General features: G+C 59.4%; 15 protein-coding genes. 7 read left to right on the top strand and 8 right to left on the bottom strand.

The features are described 5' to 3' along the window. Positions 1-105 precede the first annotated feature (105 nt). The 3 genes from hpt to EC9_RS09980 are packed head-to-tail and all read left to right on the top strand — an operon-like array spanning position 106 to position 2965. The gene (gene hpt, locus EC9_RS09990) at positions 106-660 is read left to right on the top strand and encodes a hypoxanthine phosphoribosyltransferase (RefSeq protein WP_145094715.1); all 555 of its coding nucleotides are present in this window, start codon (positions 106-108) and stop codon (positions 658-660) included. After that, positions 657-1862, top strand: a complete 1206-nt coding sequence (locus EC9_RS09985) for a glycosyltransferase family 4 protein (RefSeq protein ID WP_145344596.1) — start codon at positions 657-659, stop codon at positions 1860-1862. The genes hpt and EC9_RS09985 overlap by 4 nt, the downstream gene beginning before the upstream one ends. Beyond that, positions 1859-2965, top strand: a complete 1107-nt coding sequence (locus EC9_RS09980; protein WP_145344593.1) for a glycosyltransferase — start codon at positions 1859-1861, stop codon at positions 2963-2965. The genes EC9_RS09985 and EC9_RS09980 overlap by 4 nt, the downstream gene beginning before the upstream one ends. Here EC9_RS09980 and dnaB read toward each other — a convergent pair. The 4 genes from dnaB to EC9_RS09960 form a co-directional block, all read right to left on the bottom strand. Beyond that, positions 2959-4419 (bottom strand): replicative DNA helicase, encoded by a 1461-nt coding sequence (gene dnaB, locus EC9_RS09975; RefSeq protein ID WP_145120936.1) that lies wholly within the window; start codon positions 4417-4419, stop codon positions 2959-2961. The two genes, EC9_RS09980 and dnaB, sit on opposite strands and share 7 nt — an antisense overlap. A gap of 318 nt (positions 4420-4737) precedes the next feature. After that, positions 4738-5610 (bottom strand): DUF72 domain-containing protein, encoded by an 873-nt coding sequence (locus tag EC9_RS09970; protein WP_145344591.1) that lies wholly within the window; start codon positions 5608-5610, stop codon positions 4738-4740. 6 nt (positions 5611-5616) lie between these two features. Beyond that, positions 5617-7116, bottom strand: a complete 1500-nt coding sequence (locus EC9_RS09965) for a sulfatase family protein (RefSeq protein WP_145344588.1) — start codon at positions 7114-7116, stop codon at positions 5617-5619. A gap of 107 nt (positions 7117-7223) precedes the next feature. Further along, on the bottom strand, positions 7224-8657 hold the full coding sequence (locus tag EC9_RS09960; RefSeq protein WP_145344585.1) for a hypothetical protein: 1434 nt from the start codon (positions 8655-8657) through the stop codon (positions 7224-7226). 144 nt (positions 8658-8801) lie between these two features. Here EC9_RS09960 and EC9_RS09955 point away from each other — a divergent pair, with 144 nt between their 5' ends. The 3 genes from EC9_RS09955 (at position 8802) to EC9_RS09945 (ending at position 12355) form a co-directional block, all read left to right on the top strand. Beyond that, positions 8802-10031 carry a lactate racemase domain-containing protein gene (locus EC9_RS09955; protein WP_145120927.1) on the top strand — a complete coding sequence of 410 codons (1230 nt, stop codon included), beginning with the start codon at positions 8802-8804 and terminating at the stop codon, positions 10029-10031. 16 nt (positions 10032-10047) lie between these two features. Continuing rightward, positions 10048-10989: a CAF17-like 4Fe-4S cluster assembly/insertion protein YgfZ gene (gene ygfZ, locus EC9_RS09950; protein ID WP_145344582.1), complete on the top strand. Its 942-nt coding sequence runs from the start codon at positions 10048-10050 to the stop codon at positions 10987-10989. 250 nt (positions 10990-11239) lie between these two features. Continuing rightward, positions 11240-12355, top strand: coding sequence for a polysaccharide deacetylase family protein (locus EC9_RS09945; RefSeq protein ID WP_145344579.1), 1116 nt, complete (start codon positions 11240-11242; stop codon positions 12353-12355). A gap of 118 nt (positions 12356-12473) precedes the next feature. Here the strand turns inward: EC9_RS09945 and EC9_RS09940 are convergent, their stop codons facing one another. From EC9_RS09940 to EC9_RS09925, 4 genes are all read right to left on the bottom strand, one after another. Continuing rightward, positions 12474-13139: a hypothetical protein gene (locus EC9_RS09940; RefSeq protein ID WP_145344575.1), complete on the bottom strand. Its 666-nt coding sequence runs from the start codon at positions 13137-13139 to the stop codon at positions 12474-12476. A gap of 8 nt (positions 13140-13147) precedes the next feature. After that, positions 13148-15463 carry an ExeA family protein gene (locus tag EC9_RS09935; RefSeq protein ID WP_145344573.1) on the bottom strand — a complete coding sequence of 772 codons (2316 nt, stop codon included), beginning with the start codon at positions 15461-15463 and terminating at the stop codon, positions 13148-13150. Between the two features lie 252 nt (positions 15464-15715). Then, positions 15716-16558 carry a hypothetical protein gene (locus EC9_RS09930; protein ID WP_145344571.1) on the bottom strand — a complete coding sequence of 281 codons (843 nt, stop codon included), beginning with the start codon at positions 16556-16558 and terminating at the stop codon, positions 15716-15718. A 281-nt stretch (positions 16559-16839) separates the two neighbouring features. Next, entirely contained in the window at positions 16840-17400 is a 561-nt protein-coding gene (locus EC9_RS09925; RefSeq protein WP_449314241.1) for a glutathione peroxidase, read from the bottom strand. Positions 17401-17683: 283 nt separating this feature from the next. On the opposite strand from EC9_RS09925, the gene EC9_RS09920 reads away from it, so the two are divergent. Continuing rightward, the gene (locus EC9_RS09920) at positions 17684-19279 is read left to right on the top strand and encodes an MFS transporter (protein ID WP_145344568.1); all 1596 of its coding nucleotides are present in this window, start codon (positions 17684-17686) and stop codon (positions 19277-19279) included. Positions 19280-19363 lie beyond the last annotated feature (84 nt).

Raw genomic sequence — 19363 nt, 5'->3', positions numbered from 1 at the left:
CAACTGGTTCAACCGTGGGGCAACATGTTAAGATGTCGGCGTGTTCCCTGGCCGGCCCGGATTCCGCCTGACATCACCGCTTTTTCGCACCCTCGACTGTTAAATATGAAGACATTGCTTGACGAACAACAGTTGGAGCGCGGTGTCAGCGAATTGGCTCAACGGATCAACGATCACTACGGCTCGCGGCCGCTGACGGTTGTCGCGGTCATGACGGGCAGCTTGATTCTGCTGGCCGATCTGATTCGCCGGTTGAACATGCCCATCCGGGTGGGCGTTGTCCAAGCCAGCAGCTACCGCGGCGGCACCCGCAGCGGCGAACTGTTGGTCAACGCGGCGATGTTGATCAACATCCGCGACCGCGAGGTGCTGTTGATCGACGACATCTTCGACACCGGCCGCACGCTGGAACGATTATTGGAAGACATGCGACAGATGGGTGCCCAGGACGTCAAAAGTGCGGTGCTGTTGCAGAAGAATCGCCAGCACGACGTGCAAGTCCGCCCCGATTTTGTCGCCTTTGAAATCCCCGACGAATTTGTCGTCGGATACGGATTGGATTACGAGGACATGTATCGCAACCTGCCTTATTTGGGCGTGTTGGAACAAGCCGATCTCGACCGCCACCACGCGTTGCACGGACCGGCCATCGATCGATGAAACGATTCCAAGTGCTGATCGTCACTCGACGCTACTGGCCGCATTGCGATGATGCCAGCAGTCGCTTGACCGCGTTTGTCAGCGGCCTTCGCCGCCAAGGATGTTACCCGACCGTCTTAACGCCACGCTATCAAGCGACTTGGCCGGCGGAGTTCCAACATCGCGAGATACCGGTGCTGCGTCCGTTGGCTGCGCCGCGAGGCGAATGGTCGATGGCTCGTTATGTTCGGAACTTGGGGAAGTGGTTGCGAGAGCAATTGCCGCGGTTCGATCTCGTCTATTGCGACATGATGCGGGAAGAGGCGGCAGCGGTCGTCGAGACCGCCCGACAAGTCGGCGTGCCAAGCGTCGTCCGCTGTGGAACGTTGATGGGGACTCAAGATATCGTCTGGCAAGCGTCGCTGCGTGCGCGGCGGAACACGTTTGTCCGCAGCTTTGCCGCCGACGCCGTGATCGCTCCCCGCGCCTCGTGCCAGCAAGCGTTATTGGTCGCCGGAGCCAAAGCGGCAACGATCGTGCGGATCGCCGACGGCATTGGCGATCCGATCCGTCGCACTCCCGAATCGTGTAAAGCAGCGCGTCTGACGCTCGGCAATATGAATCACGACCTGATGGTGCCGGTCGATGGCAAAGTCATTCTGTGCATGAATCGGCTGTCGCCCGAAGGAGGCGTTTTGACCTTGGCGTCGGCCCTTTGGCCGCTGTTGGAGGCTCAGCCCGACCTGCGGTTGTGGATGATCGGCGACGGACCGTGGCGTCAGAAACTTTTTAACGACTTAAAACATAACGGCGTCGGCCAAGCGGCGTTTCTGCCGGGCAACTTTGATCATGTGGAAGAATTAATGCAAGCTGCGGATATGTTTGTGCTGCCATCGGCGGCTAGCGGAGCGGAGTCGTTTTGGCCGGCGGCGATTGCCGCGGCGCTCCCCACCGCCGTGGTCGATTGCGCCGATACGCGAGCCTTCGCGATGGCAGCGTTTTCGGAACTACACAGCTTTCCAGCCGATTCGACCGACAAGATGCGGGAAGCGGTCCAAAACGTCTTGGACGATCTACCGATAGCTGCCGCGGGAGCCCAGCGGATGCGGAGCCAGTTGTCCGCGGCGGCGTCGTTCTCCGATACGATCCGCCGACATGTCCAGTTATTTGAACGCTTGGCGGGGAATTCCTCCGCCAAAAATGTGAGTGGAGCAACGGGATGACCCAACGGATTTGCCATATCATCCCGACCTTGGTTCGCGGCGGTGCCGAGAAGCAACTGGCTCTTTTGGCCAGCGGTTTGCCGCGCGATCGCTTCGACGTGCACGTCGTCGTGTTAACGCACGATGGTCCGCTGCGAGCGAACTTGGAAGCTGCGGGGATCGAAGTCACGGTGGTCGGCAAGCGATTTAAAGCCGATCCGTCGGCCTACTTTCGCTTGAAGCGAACGCTCAAGAAACTCTCTCCCGATCTGGTCCACACGTGGCTGTTCGCAGCAAACTCTTACGGACGCGCGGCCGCTCGCAGCTTGGGCGTCCGGCGAATCGTTGCCGGTGAACGCTGCGTCGATCAATGGAAGACAACACGTCACTTTGTTATCGATCGCGCGTTGGCCAAACGGACCGACGCGATCGTCACCAACAGCAGCGGAGTCCGCGATTTTTATGCCGCTCACGGAATCGAGCCCGATCTGTTTCGAGTGATCCCCAACGGGATTCCGCCTCGCACAGCGAGCACGATCACGCGGGAAGAGGCCTGCCAGCGTCTGGGCATCGATCCTAAACGCCGCCTGATCGTTGCCGTCGGCCGGCTGTGGCCTCAGAAACGACTTCGCGATCTGATCTGGGCAGCTCAGCTGATGGAGTCGGCTCGCAACGATTCGACCTTTGTCATCATCGGCGATGGGCCTCAGATGGGCGAACTGCAGCGGTTCCGCGATTCGGTTACGACCGGGCAAGCTGTCACGTTTGCGGGGGCACGCGACGACGTCGCCGAACTGCTTCCGCACTTCGATCTGTTCTGGATCGGCAGCGGTTACGAAGGGCAGAGCAACGCGTTGATCGAAGCGATGCAGGCCGGACTGCCGGTCGTGGCGTCGGACATTCCAGGCAACCGCGATCTGATCGAAAACGGCGTCACGGGGATGCTAGCCCCGGTAGGCGAGTCGGCGGAATTCGCCAAACACGCCTACCAGTTAATGTTCACCGACACCGAACGCGCGGCCCGACTGGGGCAGGCCGGGCAGGAACGGATCGCTAGCGACTTCACCGTCGCCCAGATGATCGACCGGCACGTCGATCTGTACAGCGAACTGCTGGATCAATAATCGGTCGGTCCGCTGAATTCGGCGTACTGATCGAATTCGCTGTGCCGTTCGGGAGCCTTGTTGTGGAAGCGAGTGAACGCTCCTTCCCAGGTCAATTCGACATCGCCGACAGGTCCGTTACGCTGCTTGGCGATGATGATCTCCGCCTGGCCTGCGTATTGTTCCTTGTCTTCGCCGCGATGGTAATACTCTTCGCGATGCACAAACATCACGATATCCGCATCCTGCTCGATCGCCCCCGATTCCCGCAGATGGCTCAGCTTTGGCCGGTGATCTTTGCCCTCTTCGGACTGCCGATTCAACTGCGACAGGCACAACACGGGGACTTCCAATTCACGAGCCATACCTTTCAGACGCCGCGCGATTTTCGCAACCTGCTCCTGCCGCGGATCGCGCGAGTTATCGGGCTCGATCAACTGCAGGTAATCGATCACGATCAATCCCAACGCGCCGTCGCGACGTTTAATACGCCGCCCCGCCGCGGCGATTTCGCTGACCGTTCGGCTAGGCGAATCGTCGACGAATAGTGGCGCGGAGTGGATCTCGTTCGCCTTTTCCACCAAGCGTTCGCGCTCCTCGCTGCTGATCGTACCGTTTCGCAGCTTGTGACCGCTGACTCGGGAGATCGAACACAACATACGATCGGCCAACTCGATCCCCGACATTTCCAAACTCAGGAACAAGACGGGGTAGCGGAGCTGCATCGAAACGTTTTCGGCGATGTTCATCGCAAACGCGGTCTTACCCATCGAAGGCCGAGCCGCAAGAATCGCCAATTCACCGTTGTGCAAGCCGCCGGTCATCGCATCGAAATCGGTGTACAGCGTATCGCAACCGCCATCGGTGTGCTCGCCTCGCAGACGGGCGTCGATCCGGTCCATCGCCTGGTGCAAAATATCGCTGATGCTGTTGACCGAATTGGATTGTTTGCCGTCCATGATGGCAAACACCTTCTGTTCCGCACTGGCGACCAATTCGCGAGCTTCCTGCGTTTGATCGTAGGCGTCGCGCAGAATGTCGGTGCTCGATTCGATCAGCTTGCGGTAGATCGCCTTCTCGTTAACGATCTTCGCGTAATAGACCGCGTGAGCCGCATTGGCGACCGATGTACTAAGCCGTCCAAGATAGGCCGGTCCGCCCATCAGATCGTATTGCTTCGCCTTCTTCAACCGACTGACTAACAGCGTCACGTCGATCTTCTCACCCATGTCGTGCATCTCTTGCAACTGGGTGAACAGGATCCGGTTGGCATCGTCGTAGAAATCGTCGGGACGCAGCAGCGTCGCCAGGTCATCCAAGCATTCCGGCAGCAGGAGAATACTCCCCAACACGCCCATCTCGGCTTCCAAGTCGAATGGAGGCTGGCGTTGCAGAATTTCGCTAGCTGTCGACTTGGGCTTCTTCTTGTCGCGGCGTGAACCTTTGAATTTGTCGTCGTTGCCTTCTGCAATCACAGCTGCCTGCCTCCTGAGCGAGTCGATTCCGTTGAGTCTAATTATGCTGTCGTGTCGGGCGTCGATTGACAAGCCCGACGGCCCTCGGATTCCCCGGCGGCCGTCGACTGCGACGATTCCGACCGACAAATATCGGGGTAAAAACTAATTTCCAATATTCGGTCCGCTTCAACTGCGGGAACCGCTGCGGTGGACAAAGTGTTCGAAAACGGAAGCCCGTGCCGCGATGAAGAGATTGGCCAGCCGCTGCCGAACCGGCGGGCGACTTTACAGTCGCGGCGCCGTCCCCAATCTTCAATTCTGTACTTTTTCAATGGCTTAGAAAAGCTGCAACTGCACCGCCAGCCCGCGGCCGGGCCATCGAGGCATCGCCGCCACCTCGGGCAACAGAGCTTGCACCCGCTCGTGAAACATCTCTGCGATCACCGGTCCGTCGCTCACATTTTCGACGTCGATGAACACGTAGGGTCGCTTCTTTTTCACGATCCATTCGGCGACGACATCGGCCCAAACGTCGAGCCAAGTCGGGACCAAAAGCTGATCCAACCTGGCACCGCAAAGTCGTAACATCGGCATCGGGCCGGTCGCATCGCAGCGAACTTGTTCGGGAAAGCGGATCCGCCGCGATTCGTTGGCCGCGGCCTCCGTGACCGGGTCGTCCGGATCCCACTCCGCCACGATCGACCGATCCAGACGCAGCCGTTTCAGCAACCGATGCAACTTGCGACCCGCCGGAGCGTCGGCGAAGAAGTCGGGATGCTGCGCCTCCACCGCGATCGGAAATTCGACCGGCATCGACTCGAGAAAATGTTCCAACACCGGTAGCTTCGGGCCGTCGAACGCCGGCGGCAACTGCAGGCGCGAAGGGCCCAAGCGATCGTGATCTTGCAACACGCTTAAGAGATCCAAAAACGGATCGAGATCCAACAGTTCCCCTTGCAGCATCGCGTCGTCGGTGACGCTGCGTGGGAAGGGCAAGACAAACCGGAAATCGTCGGGCGTCGATCGGCACCAACGCTTCACTTTTCGCAGATCGACTTTGCCATCGCGGCTGATCGGTTCTTCGACGGTTCTGAAGACGCGGCTGTATTGACTCAACCACTGCGCAGCGGGAGCGCCAGGTTTGTAGAGGCTGCCTTGCCAATCCGGGCAGGCCCACAGCGGACATCCGAGTCGATAGAGTGGGCTCACTCGCGGTTACCTTGGACCTGGGTTGTTGACCGTTGTCGCATTCCGCTGGGTCCCGGCAGGCGTTCCACGAAAAGCGTTCTTTGCGATCGGCAGACGATCTCCCGTTTCGCGATCAAACGAATCGGACGAGATCTGATCGGGAACCGTATCCCCCGTCGCGACCGACCACTCGTCCAACAGCTTGCGCAATCGGTCGGCATCCGCAGCGTAACGCTTGTCGTCGATCAAGTTGTTCAGCTGATCGGGATCCGCGTCGACAAGATACAACTCTTCGGCGGGTCGCGGTGCGGTGAAGACATCCTGTTGTGCGGCGGTCAGTTTGTTGCCGTCGCGTTGCAAACGCAGTTGTTCGTGCGATGGGGAGTTAACCGAATCGGCGGGGCCTTGCCAAGGAAACTGTGGGCGGTTGTTTTGAATAAACAAAAAGCGTCCGTCCCGGATGCTGCGGCCGTGGGCTTCGAAATCGTGCCAGTTGTGTTCGGAGAAGGCGTATCGTCGGATCGTCGCCGACGGGTCGGAAAACAGGGGCAACATGCTGACACCTTGCACCGTTTCGGGAATCTCGGCTCCCGCAACGCTCAATACCGTCGGCGCGATGTCGATCGCGCTGACCAGACTGTCGCTGACCTCTCCCGGTTTGATCGTCGCGGGCCAATGGGCGACAAGCGCAGTCTTCATCCCCGAATCGTGCAGCCGCGTTTTGGCGCGTGGGAAGGGGCGACCATTGTCGGCCAACACCAGAATCAACGTGTTATCCAACACCTTTTGCTCGGCCAACTCCTGCACCACTTCGCCGACGAAATAATCGAACCGCGTCACCTCGTTGTAATAAGATGCGAGATCCTGGCGTGTCGGCAGATCGTCGACGAGAAACTTTGGAACGCGAACGCTCTCAGGCGTGTGACGGGGACCGTATTTTTTGGCATCCCATTGCCTGTCCCCATCCCAAGCGCGATGGGCGTCGTACGCTGCGTACCAGAAGAAGAAAGGTTTGTCGCGCGGGCGATCCTTGGCGATTCGAACCCAGTTCGCATGGCCGCCGCCGTTATTTTTGTTGCGTCCTCGATCGATCAAATCGAATGCTTTGGGACGTGCCGATTGGCCCGGTTCCAACTTCCCGACCGACATGTGATTTTTGCCCGACAACGCGGTGTAATAGCCTGCGTCGCGGAGCCGTTCGGGGAACCAAGGGAGATTGGCAGCGATCGGCAGATGAAGTTCCGACGCCGGGCCGTTGTTGTGCGGATAGCGTCCGGTGATCATGCTCGCCCGCGACGGGCTGCAACTGCTGGCGGTCAGATAGGCTTGATCCAACCGCAGCCCGCCGGCAGCCAAGCGATCGATGTTCGGCGTGCGAGCTTGCGGATTTCCATAGCAGCCGAAATCGTTCCAACTGACGTCGTCGGCGATGAAGACGATCACATTGGGCCGCGCGTCGGCAGCGTTGACAATACAAGGCGAGAAGCAAAGAGCAAGGAATAAGCAACGCACGGTCGAACGAATCATCGGAGTTTGCCTGGTTGTCGGTTCTAAAGTCGCGAGGGAGCGGAATCGAAGATGGGACCACTTAAGATAAATCTCTCCGCCGCGACAAGCCAGCATTAAACCTTAGCTTAACGAAGGTTCTGGTTCGATCGAATCTTTGCGGTCAACAGGTTCGATTCGGTCGACAACGGGAACTGCAGCCCGCTGCGCTGCGACAACAGACGGCGATAACTGGCTTGGCTGGCAATATACTGCTCGCGAGCCCGACGGCCGACCGGCTGACGATCGGCGACTTCGGTCAAGATCGCCGGCAGAACTTGCAGCAGGGCATCGTTCAAACGCTGCTGATGCAGTTCGACCGAACCATCGGCTCCCATCACGACCAAACAAGGGGCTTCGGTGATCTGGAAGACGTCCCGACCAACGGCCAGCGTGTCGTCGATCCACGGCATGCCCACGCCCCACGACCGCAGCATCCTTCCGGTGTCGGCCGACGATTGCGGTTCCGCCATCACGACCGCGGGATGGATCCGCTGTTGAACCTCTTGCGGCAACGCGTCGATCGCTTGTTGCAACGCCACCGCCGCCTGCTGCGACGAACCGTGGTTGGCGATCCACATCAAGACGGTCGCCGGACGGCCGCTCCCCGATTCGTTGACGTCAAAGCGTCCGGTCGATTCGGGCAAACGAAAACTACTGACGCGAGAACCGACCAACGCGTGCGGCGCCGCGGGTGGCGGATTGATTAGCGTCGTCACCTGGACCGACATCGGCGGCGTTTGCAGGGCGAACACCTTCGCTGGCAAACGCCGCTCGAATTCCGCGCCCGCCAATTCGATCGTCAGCGACGCGTCGGTCAACTGCGGATCGTTAGCCAATCCAGGAGCGATCGCCTGCCAGGGCAGCTCCAACCGGCGGATCAAATAATCTTCGGCGTCGATCCACAAGACGTAGCGGAGAGGTTCGGCGTCGATCACGACCGATTGGCAGGCGTGCCCGTCGACCGATTGGCGTTCGCCCAAGGCGAGTTCCGCGGGAGCTTGCAGCCATGCGGCGAGCGGATTATCCGACAGCAGCAGCTCCAACTGAGGGGCCGGTCCGCCCATGCCCGAACCCGCAAACTGAGCGACCATCGGGTCGGCGTAGACCTCTTCTAATGTCAGTCGATCGGAAACCGGAACCGACAGGCACTGGCCATCAAAATGATTCGTCTGCGGATCCTCGATCGTCGCCTGCAGCCGCTTGCCATCGCTGGACAGCTGAACCGCGTAGGCGTCGATCGAAAGTAGGTTGGGGGCTTGGAAGCTGACCGCCAGCGGAGCCCGATCTTCGAACGGTTCGCCCGCCAGCGAATAGGCCAGCCGCACGTAGCCCTTGTCGCGATAAGCCGACGCGGTCTGGTAGGCGTTGGCTGTCAGATCGATCAGCGCGCGAGCTTCCGCAGCGGTGTCGGAGCCCTCGCCCGACGCGGCGGTCGGCGCCTGCGTGGACGAACTGCAACCGATCGCGCCGATCAGACACGCCACCATCATCCACGAACCGAATGTCTTGATCTGCACCATTAAATCCTCAAAGGTTGGCCTGCCCTACCGCTTCGAACCACCCAGTTCTAAGATGCTGGCAACAGGCGGCAACGGCCGCCGTTTGAATTCGCATGCTTAAACCCGATAATTCCTACTATCGTCACCCTGGAGCCCGAAGATTTGATGTCTACCCCGGAACCTCACAGATTCTGGCAGGATGGCCCGCTAGCAATCCACGGCGGCTGCGAAGCGGAGGTGCTGACGCTAGCACCCGTCGATTTGCAAGCGTTGCCCGATCCGCGGCGGTCGATCCGCGACGCGCTGCAGCACGCCGAGGATTACCCGCCGATTCATCAAGCGATCGTGCCGGGAGATCGGATCGCGGTGGTTGTCGATCCGAATCTGCCCAGTCTCTTCGACTGTGTCGCCGGCGTTTTGGACGCGATCGCTTCGGACGCAAATGGTGAGATCGAAGTTGTTCTGGGGGAGGATGCTAGCGAGGCGACGCTGCAGCGGTTGACCGAAGTCGTCGGCAACCAAGCGAAGGTCCATCGGCACGATCCCGACGATCAAGCGACGCTGGGCTATCTGGCGGCTTCCGAAGCTGCCGACCCGATCTATTTGAACCGCATGATCCTGGAAGCCGACTTTGTCATCCCGCTGGCGATCGCCCGTCCCGATGGGGCATTGGACCCTCGCTGCGAAGCGGGTGGCGTGTTTCCTCAGTTTGCCGATCGCCGCAGCCAACAGCGGGTGCGAGACGCTCAATTTTTCGGGCGTCCCTCGGAAGCCGCTCCGAACACGGCTCGGAAGCAGGCCGACGAAGCGGCTTGGTTGCTGGGGATCCAGATGGTCGTCGAGGTCTTGCCGACCGTCGATGCCCGCGCGGCGGAAATCGTCGCGGGAACACCCGGTGGCGTGCGGCGGAAACTGACATCGTCGATCGAATCATCGTGGCAACGCTCGGCGCCCAATCCTCCTTCATTGGTCATCGCCTGCATCGACGGAGACGATCAACAACAGAACTGGAACAACGTCGCCCGGGCGTTACACGTCGCCCGTGGACTGGTCGAAGTCGGCGGTGCGATCGCGATCTGCTGCGATCTGACCGACACTCCCGGCCCGGCGCTGCGTCGATTGGCGTCGGATGCTTCGTACGAAGATCTGCAGAAAGCAACTCGCAAGGATCTCACCCGCGAAGGGATGATCGCCAACGTTCTGTTGCGAGCCCGCGAGGAATCGCGGATCGTCGTGGCCAGCGGACTGCCTCGCGAACCGTTGGAGGAGATGGGGCTAGGAGCGATCGAAACTCGCGAGCAGCTGCAAAACCTGGTCGACCAATATTCACACACCGTCGTCGTGCGGGCCGCACAATTCTGTGTCGCGACCGTGGGCGAAGCTGACGAAAACTAAACACGAGCAACATCCGATGACGACCGAATACGAAGCCTTTACCGCGGGCCGCGCGTGCGTGCGGATCGACGACCTGTGTGTCGTTGAAATGACCGGCGACGATCGCACGACCGTCCTGAACAACTTGACCACCAACGACTTCAAGCGGTTGGAAGTCGACCACGGCTGGGAGACCTTCATCACCGATGTCCGTGGCCGCGCGATCGGTCACGTCTGCGGCTTCAATGAATCCCAGCGGATGCTGATGTTAGGATGCGGATCGCAGGGAGAAACCTTGGCGTCGCATATCGATCGCTACATCATTCGCGAAGACGCGGTGATCACCGATCGCAGCGAAGCCTTCGTCGGTTGGTTGATCAGCGGCCAGCAGGAACCGGTGATCGAAGGCTTCACGCCCGCAGAGGCTCCGCGTCTGGCATGTGGGACGTTGGCAATCGGCGATGCCTCGGCATCGTGGTTCCAATTGCCATGGACCAGCGGGCAGGATTGTCTGGTTGTCGCCAGCGCCAACGCTGCCGAAGCCGTTGAAAAATGGTTGACCGAGCAGGATTTTCCAGTCGTCGATGGGCAGGTCTTGGAATCGGCGCGAATCGCCGCCGGCTGGCCTCGCTTTGGCATCGATTGCAGCGACGCCAACTTGCCTCAGGAAGTCGACCGCAACGAGCAAACGATCAGCTTCACCAAAGGCTGCTACCTCGGTCAGGAAACGATCGCTCGCTTGGACGCGTTGGGGCAGGTGCAAAAGAAGCTGGTGAAAATGCAAATCAGCGGCGACGCGGTTCCCGCGACGGGAACCAAGCTGATCGATACGGACAAACCGTGCGGCGAGATCCGATCGGCAATCGCATCGCCGACCGACGGCCAAGTGATCGCCATCGGATACGTCCGCCGCAAGTGGTTCGACGCCGGATCACAGCTGCAAGTCGCCGATTCGGACCAAACCGCCACCGTCCTGTAGTTCACCGCGTTGACCTGGGGAGATTCCCCATCGCCGGCATACTTGCAGGTTGCATTGCACAATCTACACGGGTTGTTACGGGAGATTTGATCAACGTCAGGGAGGAAGCCGGAAATCCGCAAGCTAGTGATCCTCGGTGTCTCATTTGGACTATGCTGTGGAAAACTGAAGACAGTGAACGAACGGAACGCCTCCGCTCGCGTTCCACCCTTGCAATCTCTCCATCGCCTTCCCCATCAACATTCCTCCAATGGACGACGCCAACCAACCCGCGATCCCGTTTCGATTCGCATTTGATGGACCACTTGGTCGGGTCTTGCAACAGCATGCCGTCGCGGACATCGCCGCGGCGCGGCTCAGTTGGAAATTCAAAGCGTATTACCGCTTACGTCCCTGGATTCCAATCGCGCTGCGACAGCAACTGCAGCGAGGACGCAACCGTTCATTGGACGCACCGGCCGACTGGTATCTGCCGACGCGATTCATCCACGATTGGCGGCAGGCCGTCGTTCAAACGCTTGCGTCGACACCCAACCAACGGACGTTGCATCCTTGGCCCGATGGTTTTCGAGTCGGCACGGTACTGACGCACGATGTGGAAACACGCGTCGGTGCGAAACTGGCCCCCGCGCTTGCCAGCTTGGAGGAAGAATACGGATTTCGATCGGCGTGGAATTTTGTCCCCTACAAGTACAAGATCGACGCGGGACTTTTGGATGATCTGCGCGGTCGTGGTCATGAAATCGGCGTACATGGATACAACCACGACGGCCGTCTATTTGAATCGCAACGGACATTTGAATGGCGCAAGCAGCGGATCAACCAAGCGATCGAAGACTTCCAATCGACGGGCTTTCGAGCCCCAATGGTCCATCGCAATCTCGATTGGTTGCAGGGACTGAACGTCGATTACGACGCCAGTTGTTTTGATGTCGATCCGTTTCAAGCGATGCCTGGCGGGATCGGTTCTCCCTGGCCATTTATCGCGGGTAAGTTTGTCGAACTGCCCTACACGCTTCCGCAAGACCATACGCTGCTGATTGCGTTGGGAGAGAATTCGCCGCAAGTCTGGATCGACAAGATGCAACACCTGCGCGAGATTGCCGGTATGGCGATGCTGATCACACATCCCGACTACCTAGACACCGCCGCGAGACTGAACGTCTACCGCCAGTTTCTGGAATACCTGCGAGAACAAACCGATCTGTGGCACGCGTTACCGCGCGACGTTGCCGCCTGGTGGCGCCAGCGCGATCAATCCTCGATCTCCTCATCCGGCGATTCGATCGACGGCCCCGCAGCGGATCGCGGCCGTGTGGTTGCAATCGACGAACTGTTTGCGGCGAGCGGTTGTCCAACGCACTAGACGTTGCACCTGAGTTTGCGTCGCTGGCCGTCGGCATCGGAAGCATTCGACGTATTGCGGCGACGAACCGCGGTCGGCTGAAGCCTCCAATCCAACAGATCCCCGCTAGACCACAACATCAACCTACACGGTGACCGTTGTTGTAGTGGCGAGTCTTTGTGCCGCCGCTGACGGCCGTCAGATGAAAGCGTTCGACCGAGGCCTGCGTCCCTTCGGGAAGCGACGTACGAGTTCCCGATTCTAGCATCAGGAATCGGTAGCACGACGCGGTGGGCAACCAACGCAACATCGCGCTGCTGGTCGCCAGCCCGATAAACAGCGGCCGCTTGGGACCCGCCGGACGGCTGATCCGGTTCATCTCGATCACTTCGACGTCATAGGGAACGTCGGCGGACAATTGGCTCACGATTCGACGATGGCCGCGAAGCAGATGGATCGCCCCCCAGCCTCCCGCAGCAGGCGAAAGGGCTTCGATGCGGATCGTCCGTCGCGCGATATCGATCAGCTCGCTCGACAACGCAACAAATAGTTGCGGGTCCAAGACGACTCGCCTTCCCGGTACCAAGATCGGCGTCTGCGCCGACTGATCCGCTGCGTTGACGATCGATTCAGCAAGGCTGCGCAGCGATGCCGTCGCTGCGGTTGGCGAGGCCGTCGCGTGTGGTGGATCGATCGCAACCGTCGCCGCCGGTTGTTCCGTTTCGCCCGCGGAGGCCAATGCCTTTAAACGGGCGGAGACTCGCATCGATGCCGGAATCCGTGGGCTGGTCGGCAGGCTTGTCATAGGACCACTCATCCCTTGCGGATTCGGCTGAACAAGGTCGTCAGATCGTTGAGTGTTTTTGCCGCCGCCGGAATCGCCGGTTGCGGCACGATCCCATCGATATCTTGCACTTCGTCTTCGATGATCAAGAGATCGCGATCGTCGGCGACTTCGATGTCTCGGGCGGCCTTCGGTTTGACGTTGGCATGAGCCGCATGCCCGCGGGCTTGCAGGCCTTGGAAGTGCCCCGAAACAACTCCTGGGTTGGTATCGATTGCAGCTCGATTGATCGAGATCACCTCGGTTCGCAGCAAGTCCTCGTGCTCGCTGCGCGGTGGATCGTTCGCGTCATCAACACCCGCAATCCACAAAGCTGGATTTGCTTCGGCGTCAGCAAGAGGCGCGACGGATGAATCGTTGACCGCGGGGAACAAAAGGTTGCCGGGCTGATGCACTTCGATCGCGATCTCGTCGTCGAAGTCGTCGCCAAACGGATCGATCGGCTGTGGAGCGGAGCCGATCGGTTGGTCGGACGTCTCGGGGAGATCGGTTGCTGCGATCGCGTCGCGATCGGCGAAGTCGGCGTTCCAGACGCTGTCATCGATCGTACCGAAAGCCGATTCGCTGGTGACCGGTTCGTCGGTGACGTTGTTCATCTCGAAATCGGTGGCGACCTGTTCAGCGATTTGCAAATCGACGTTCGCAGCGATCTCTTCCCGGAAACAAACCGTCTCGGAATCGAGTTCGTTCTCCGACGCCGCGGTTTGGACGTCCTGCAGGTCACAGGTTGGCTGGTCCTGATCGTCGCTCGTGTGGACTTCGGCGACAGGTTGATCGTTGGAACACGCGTCCCCTTCGCATTCGCTCTCCGAACAACATCCCTTGGTCGACAGATGGACGACGGGAAAGTCGCGGAAAGTTAGCGAAGCGACTTCGCCGGCGACGGATTGATCCGCTTCGGCGGTCGGTTGGTCGGTAACCGCATCGGCCGCGGTCGCTTCCACCGAATCGGCGTCGGTTGCTGCGATCGATTGGCAATCGTCAACCGCTTCGGTCGCGTCGTTGGCTTCCGCAGCGCCGTCTTCGTATTGGCCGAGCACATAGTTCGGCTGTTGCTCGTCTTCGCTCGATTCGTGTCCCTCGGCGATTACCGATTCAACGCCAAAGGCCGCGGCAAAGGCATCCGCCAACGAAGTCTCCGATGGGGTGCCGGCGTCGAAAGCAAAATGATCGCGTTCGTGCTCGGCCACCAATTGAACGCATGCCTCGAGCATCTCAAAGCTCTCGCTAACCACCTGATCTCGATCGATCGGTTCGAGTTCATCCGAATCGTTTTTGAGCTCTGCCGATCGTTCCAGATCGTCATCCAATGGCTCCGAATCGAAATCGGCGTCCGTATCGATATCGGAAAGTTCGCCAAACTCGATCGATCCCGCTTCGTCGTCGCTGCCGAGCGGTCCAAAATCGACAGCCGAAGTCGCAGCCGTTCGCGTCGCCGGACGCGACGGTACAGGCAATTGTTGCAAGTCGGCCCAAGCGTCCTGAACGATTTCGGGCGTGATGATCTCGATCGCCTGTTGCTCCGCGAAATAGAGCACATGGTTCATCAATTGGTTGATCAGACGTGGGATCCCGTCGGACGCGCTGTGGACGCTGGAGATCGCTTCGTCGCGGATCAGTTCCTGCGGTTCAGCGCCAACGCGTTGCAGTTGCTGGCGGATGTAGTCGGCGGTTTCGCCAACCGACAACGCGTGCAGATAACATCGTGTCGCCACACGTTGCGAGAAGGAAGCGAGACGCGGGTCGGCCAGGTTTTCATCCAACCGCAATCCACCCGCCAACAGCGTTCGGACGCGCGGCTTGCCATCGCGAACAATGCTGCTGATCATCCGGATCTCTTCCAACAACTCCGACGACAGCGATTGCGCTTCGTCGATGATCAACAGGGTGCCGTTGTCTCCCGAGTTCTCTTTGGGACGCAGGAAATCGATCAACGCCAGCCGCAATTCACCCTCTTCCTGGTCGCGGTAGGGAAGGTCCAGTTGGAACATGATCGCTTGCAACAGCTCGCGGCTGGTATCGATCTGCCCTTCGGAAAGGAATGCAACTTTGTAGAGGCTGCGGTAATCGTTGGCGATCAGATTGCACAACAACGACTTCCCCAAACCTGGGCCGCCGATCACGATCGATGGGCCCTCGGCCCGTTCGATCGAACGCTTGATCCGGCGACGCGTTTCTTCGACCGAACCGATCCCACAATACGATTCCGCTTGCGGCGTCGCTGGAAAGGGAGAAGCAGCAAAGTAGAACTTTGATTCAACGTGAGGATCGTTCTTTTCAGCCATGGTCGTCTACTGTTTTGATTGCGGAGGTAAATCCGAACATACGGTCTAATCGGTTTGTTCGGCACATCTTGCCAGCCGACTGAAGCGAATCGGGACGATTCACGACGGTCTAATCGGGGGGCCCATATATCGCGATGGCGAGGGAGACAATTGCATCTCAGTGGAGACGATTTGCGAGCGCTGCTTGCATTTCCGACCGAGCCCACGAGCGGTGATCGCCGCCACTTGCGGAACCACAGCGACGGGGATGGTTCAGACCAGGTCGGCGAGTTCCGCCAACGGCCACTTCGTCAACCGTTGCATCCCCATTTCCTTGCGAGCCGAACCGACCAACAACAGGCCGGTGACAACGATCCAGAGAATACAAACCGTCCGAATCGCTTGAGCCAACCGCTGGAACGGGGTCCGGCGCACATGGAACCACGATGCGGGTAGATGTAGCGTTTCGTCGTGCCCCGCTTCGTCGCGTGGTTGTTGTCGATAGGCCAGCCAATCGACGCCTGCCATCGTCAAACCACCCAACAAGCCGCAGAGTGCGGCGAGCCACAGACCGCGCGTCGTCGGAAGTCCGGGGAGCGTTGTAACCGGGGTTGCGACGGCCGTTGGTTTATCCAATGCCAGCAATTCTTCGTACGCTGCCGCCGCCCGATCGTGCTGACGCGTCCAGAAATCGTGTCCGGTCAACAGTTCGTCAGGTTGGCCCGAACCAGCCGGAACATCCCCCTCGGGAGAACCCGATTGGCGATAACTGGTCAACGTCATCGTTGCTTCTGTTGTCGCCGGTTCGTCGGCCGATTCTTCGACAGCTGCGACCGCTTGGTTGAACTGACGCGTCATATCCCGATCGGCGTAGTGCTGGGTCATCCTCAAACGCCACCGCAGACGTGCGGTCAGCAATTGGGGAAGTCGCGATTGCGAGCGAATCGGCGTTACCGCGGTTCCCGACGCGATCACGCGCTGCGGTGCGTCGGCGTGATTGGCGTCGGCGATCGACCAGACGGTGCGCGGCGAGTCGGTGGGCACAAACAGAATGGCAAGCAGAAATGCAGCGATCGATGCAAACAGGGCGTGACGAATTCGCCGCAGAATTGTCATCAGATCGACTCCCGTTCGTCCATCGCAAGCAAGCAGAATGTATCGGTTATGCCCGTTGTATCGGCAACCGACCGACCGCCGCTTGACACCAGTCGCTCACCAAGGGGCGAATGCCCGAACAAAATCGGCCGGTCGCAGAAATGCCAGGCTGTTGCGGGAAGAAACTTTGGCTGCGGCCCAGGCAGTAGACCATCGCGCCAGCCCAGAGCCGGACGCGATGGTGGCGTTGAGATACGTCACCAGCGGGGGACGTTGAATGAGAGGCCTGGACTTGGCGGCGATTACTTCAGCAGCGATTCGATCTGCTTGGTCAATTCCGCGTCGTTGGGTTCGGTCTGTGGGGCGTAACGACCGACCAGATGCCCGTGGCCATCGACAAGGAACTTTTCAAAGTTCCACGAGACGTTCCCCGGTCCCTTGGGCTTGGTCTCGGCGGCTGACAAATACTTGTACAGCGGAGCGGCGTTGGCCCCTTTGACTTCGACCTTGGCGAACATTGGAAAGGTGACGTCGTAATTCGACTTGCAAAACGATTTGATCTCGGCCGAGGTGCCCGGTTCCTGCTTGCCAAATTGATTGCATGGGAAGCCCAAGACGACCAATCCCTTGTCTTGGTACTTTTCATACAACGCTTGCAAACCAGCGTATTGCGGGGTCAATCCGCATTCGCTGGCAACGTTGACGACCAACAAGACCTTCCCTTTGTATTGGCCGAGGTCGACGGTTTCGCCATCGATCGATTCGACCTTGAAATCGGTCAGATGATCGTGGGCGTTGGCATGGTTCATGGCGAGGCCTAAGAAAAAGCTGGCAACAAGCAGCGAAAACGAAATTTTCGACACGGATTTTCTCCAGAGCAAGGAGTGGGTGGGAAACGGCCAACCTCCGCCGCAGGCGAGCGGAAAATCGTTGGCAAACGCGATGCAGTAAGCATAATAGCAGGCTTCGATCGCGTCTGCGCTTGGCGTCCCCCGAGTGATCGCGACGCGACGGACCGATTTGGGAAAAATTATCGACTGGGCAAGGCGAGCAGCCAACTTGACGTGGCGGCTTGACAATGGCAGCATTTGCACCACAACCCCAGGCTTCTTCAAAAGCATTCCTCCTTTCCACGGAATTTAACAAATGTCGAACGATTCGGACTCAGCGGCGGCGGCCCCCAACGCAAAACGGCTGCTGTGGGCAGGCTTCATGGCGATCCTGGCTGCCGGTGTGGGCTTTTCGGTCCGCGGTGGCATCTTGGGGCAATGGGCCGAAGACTTTGGCTTTACGATGACCGAACTGGGAACGATCACCGGTGGTGGTCTGACCGGTTTTGGCGTGGTGATCATCGTCACCAGTCTGTTCGCCGACGCGATCGGATACGGCAAATTGATGACCGGTGCGTTTGTCCTTCACTTCATCTCGGCCGTGATCACGCTGGCCGCCCCGGCTGCCTTTGAAGCGGGGGGTAAAGACGCGGCGTTCCAGTGCCTGTTCTGGGGCATGTTCATCTTTGCCGTCGGCAACGGGGTTTGCGAAGCGGTCGTCAATCCGTTGACCGCCACGCTGTTCCCCAAATCCAAAACACACTACTTGAACATCCTGCACGCGGGCTGGCCGGCCGGTTTGGTGATCGGCGGTTTGGCGTCGGCCTTCATGGCGGCCAAAGTCGACACCGACGGGACGATCCTGAAAGCCGCTGTCGATTGGAAGATTCAGATGTCGTTGTTCCTGGTCCCGGTGATCATGTACGGCATGATGCTGCTGGGGCAACGTTTTCCGAAGTCCGAAGCCGCTGCCGCGGGCGTTTCCACCGGCCAGATGCTCGCTTCGGTCGTCACGCCGTTGTTCTTCATCCTGTTGGTCCTGCACGCCCTGGTCGGCTATGTCGAACTGGGAACCGATTCGTGGATCTCTAAGATCACCGGTTCGATCATGAACGATCCCCAAAAGGGTTTGATGCTGTTCGTCTACACGTCCAGCCTGATGTTCGCGCTGCGATTTGTCGCCGGCCCGATCGTTCACCGAATCTCGCCGCTGGGGCTGCTGTTTGTCAGCAGTATCCTGGGCGCTATAGGACTGACCCTGCTGGGAACTGCCACGTCGGTGATGATGTGCGTCCTGGCCGCGACCGTTTACGCGTGTGGCAAAACCTTCTTGTGGCCGACGATGTTGGCCGTTGGTTCGGAACGCTTCCCCAAGGGAGGTGCTGTCGCGATCGGTCTGATGGGTGGCGTCGGCATGTTGTCGGCCGGTTTGATCGGCGGTCCAGCGATCGGTTACAAGCAGGACTACTACGCTTCCCAAGATCTCCGCGACAACGCCGAACCGACCTACGAACGCTATTCGGTTGAAACCCCCGAAGGTTTCCTGTTCCTTCCCAAGATCAAGGGTCTCGACGGTGCGAAAGTTGGCGTTTTGGGAGACCAAGGCAAGGAATTGGCGGCCGTTGGTGAAGCATTGGCGGCCGATGGCGAGACCGATGAGAACTACAATAAATTGGCCGCTTGGTGGAAAACGGCAAAACCGTACGCTAGCGAAGACAAAGCTCCCGTCAGTGCAGCGACGCTGGCTGGTGGCCGGATGGCGTTACTGTTGACCGCTGCGGTCCCAACGATCATGGCTGTCCTCTACTTGCTGCTGATCCTCGGCTTCAAAGCGACCGGTGGCTACCGTGCGGTTCACATCGACGACGCCGAAAAATTGAGCGGTGGTATCGAAGGACCGATGGAAGCGTAACCAGCCGAGACGATCGCACGGCGGGCCGCCGTCCCAACGACCGGCCCGCCTCGTCGATCTTTTCTCAACTGGCGCGATCGGACC

The organism is Rosistilla ulvae, assembly GCF_007741475.1.
Taxonomy (GTDB): domain Bacteria; phylum Planctomycetota; class Planctomycetia; order Pirellulales; family Pirellulaceae; genus Rosistilla; species Rosistilla ulvae.
Note: the sequence above shows the minus strand (reverse complement) of the source record. Positions and strands in the feature narration are given on the sequence as shown.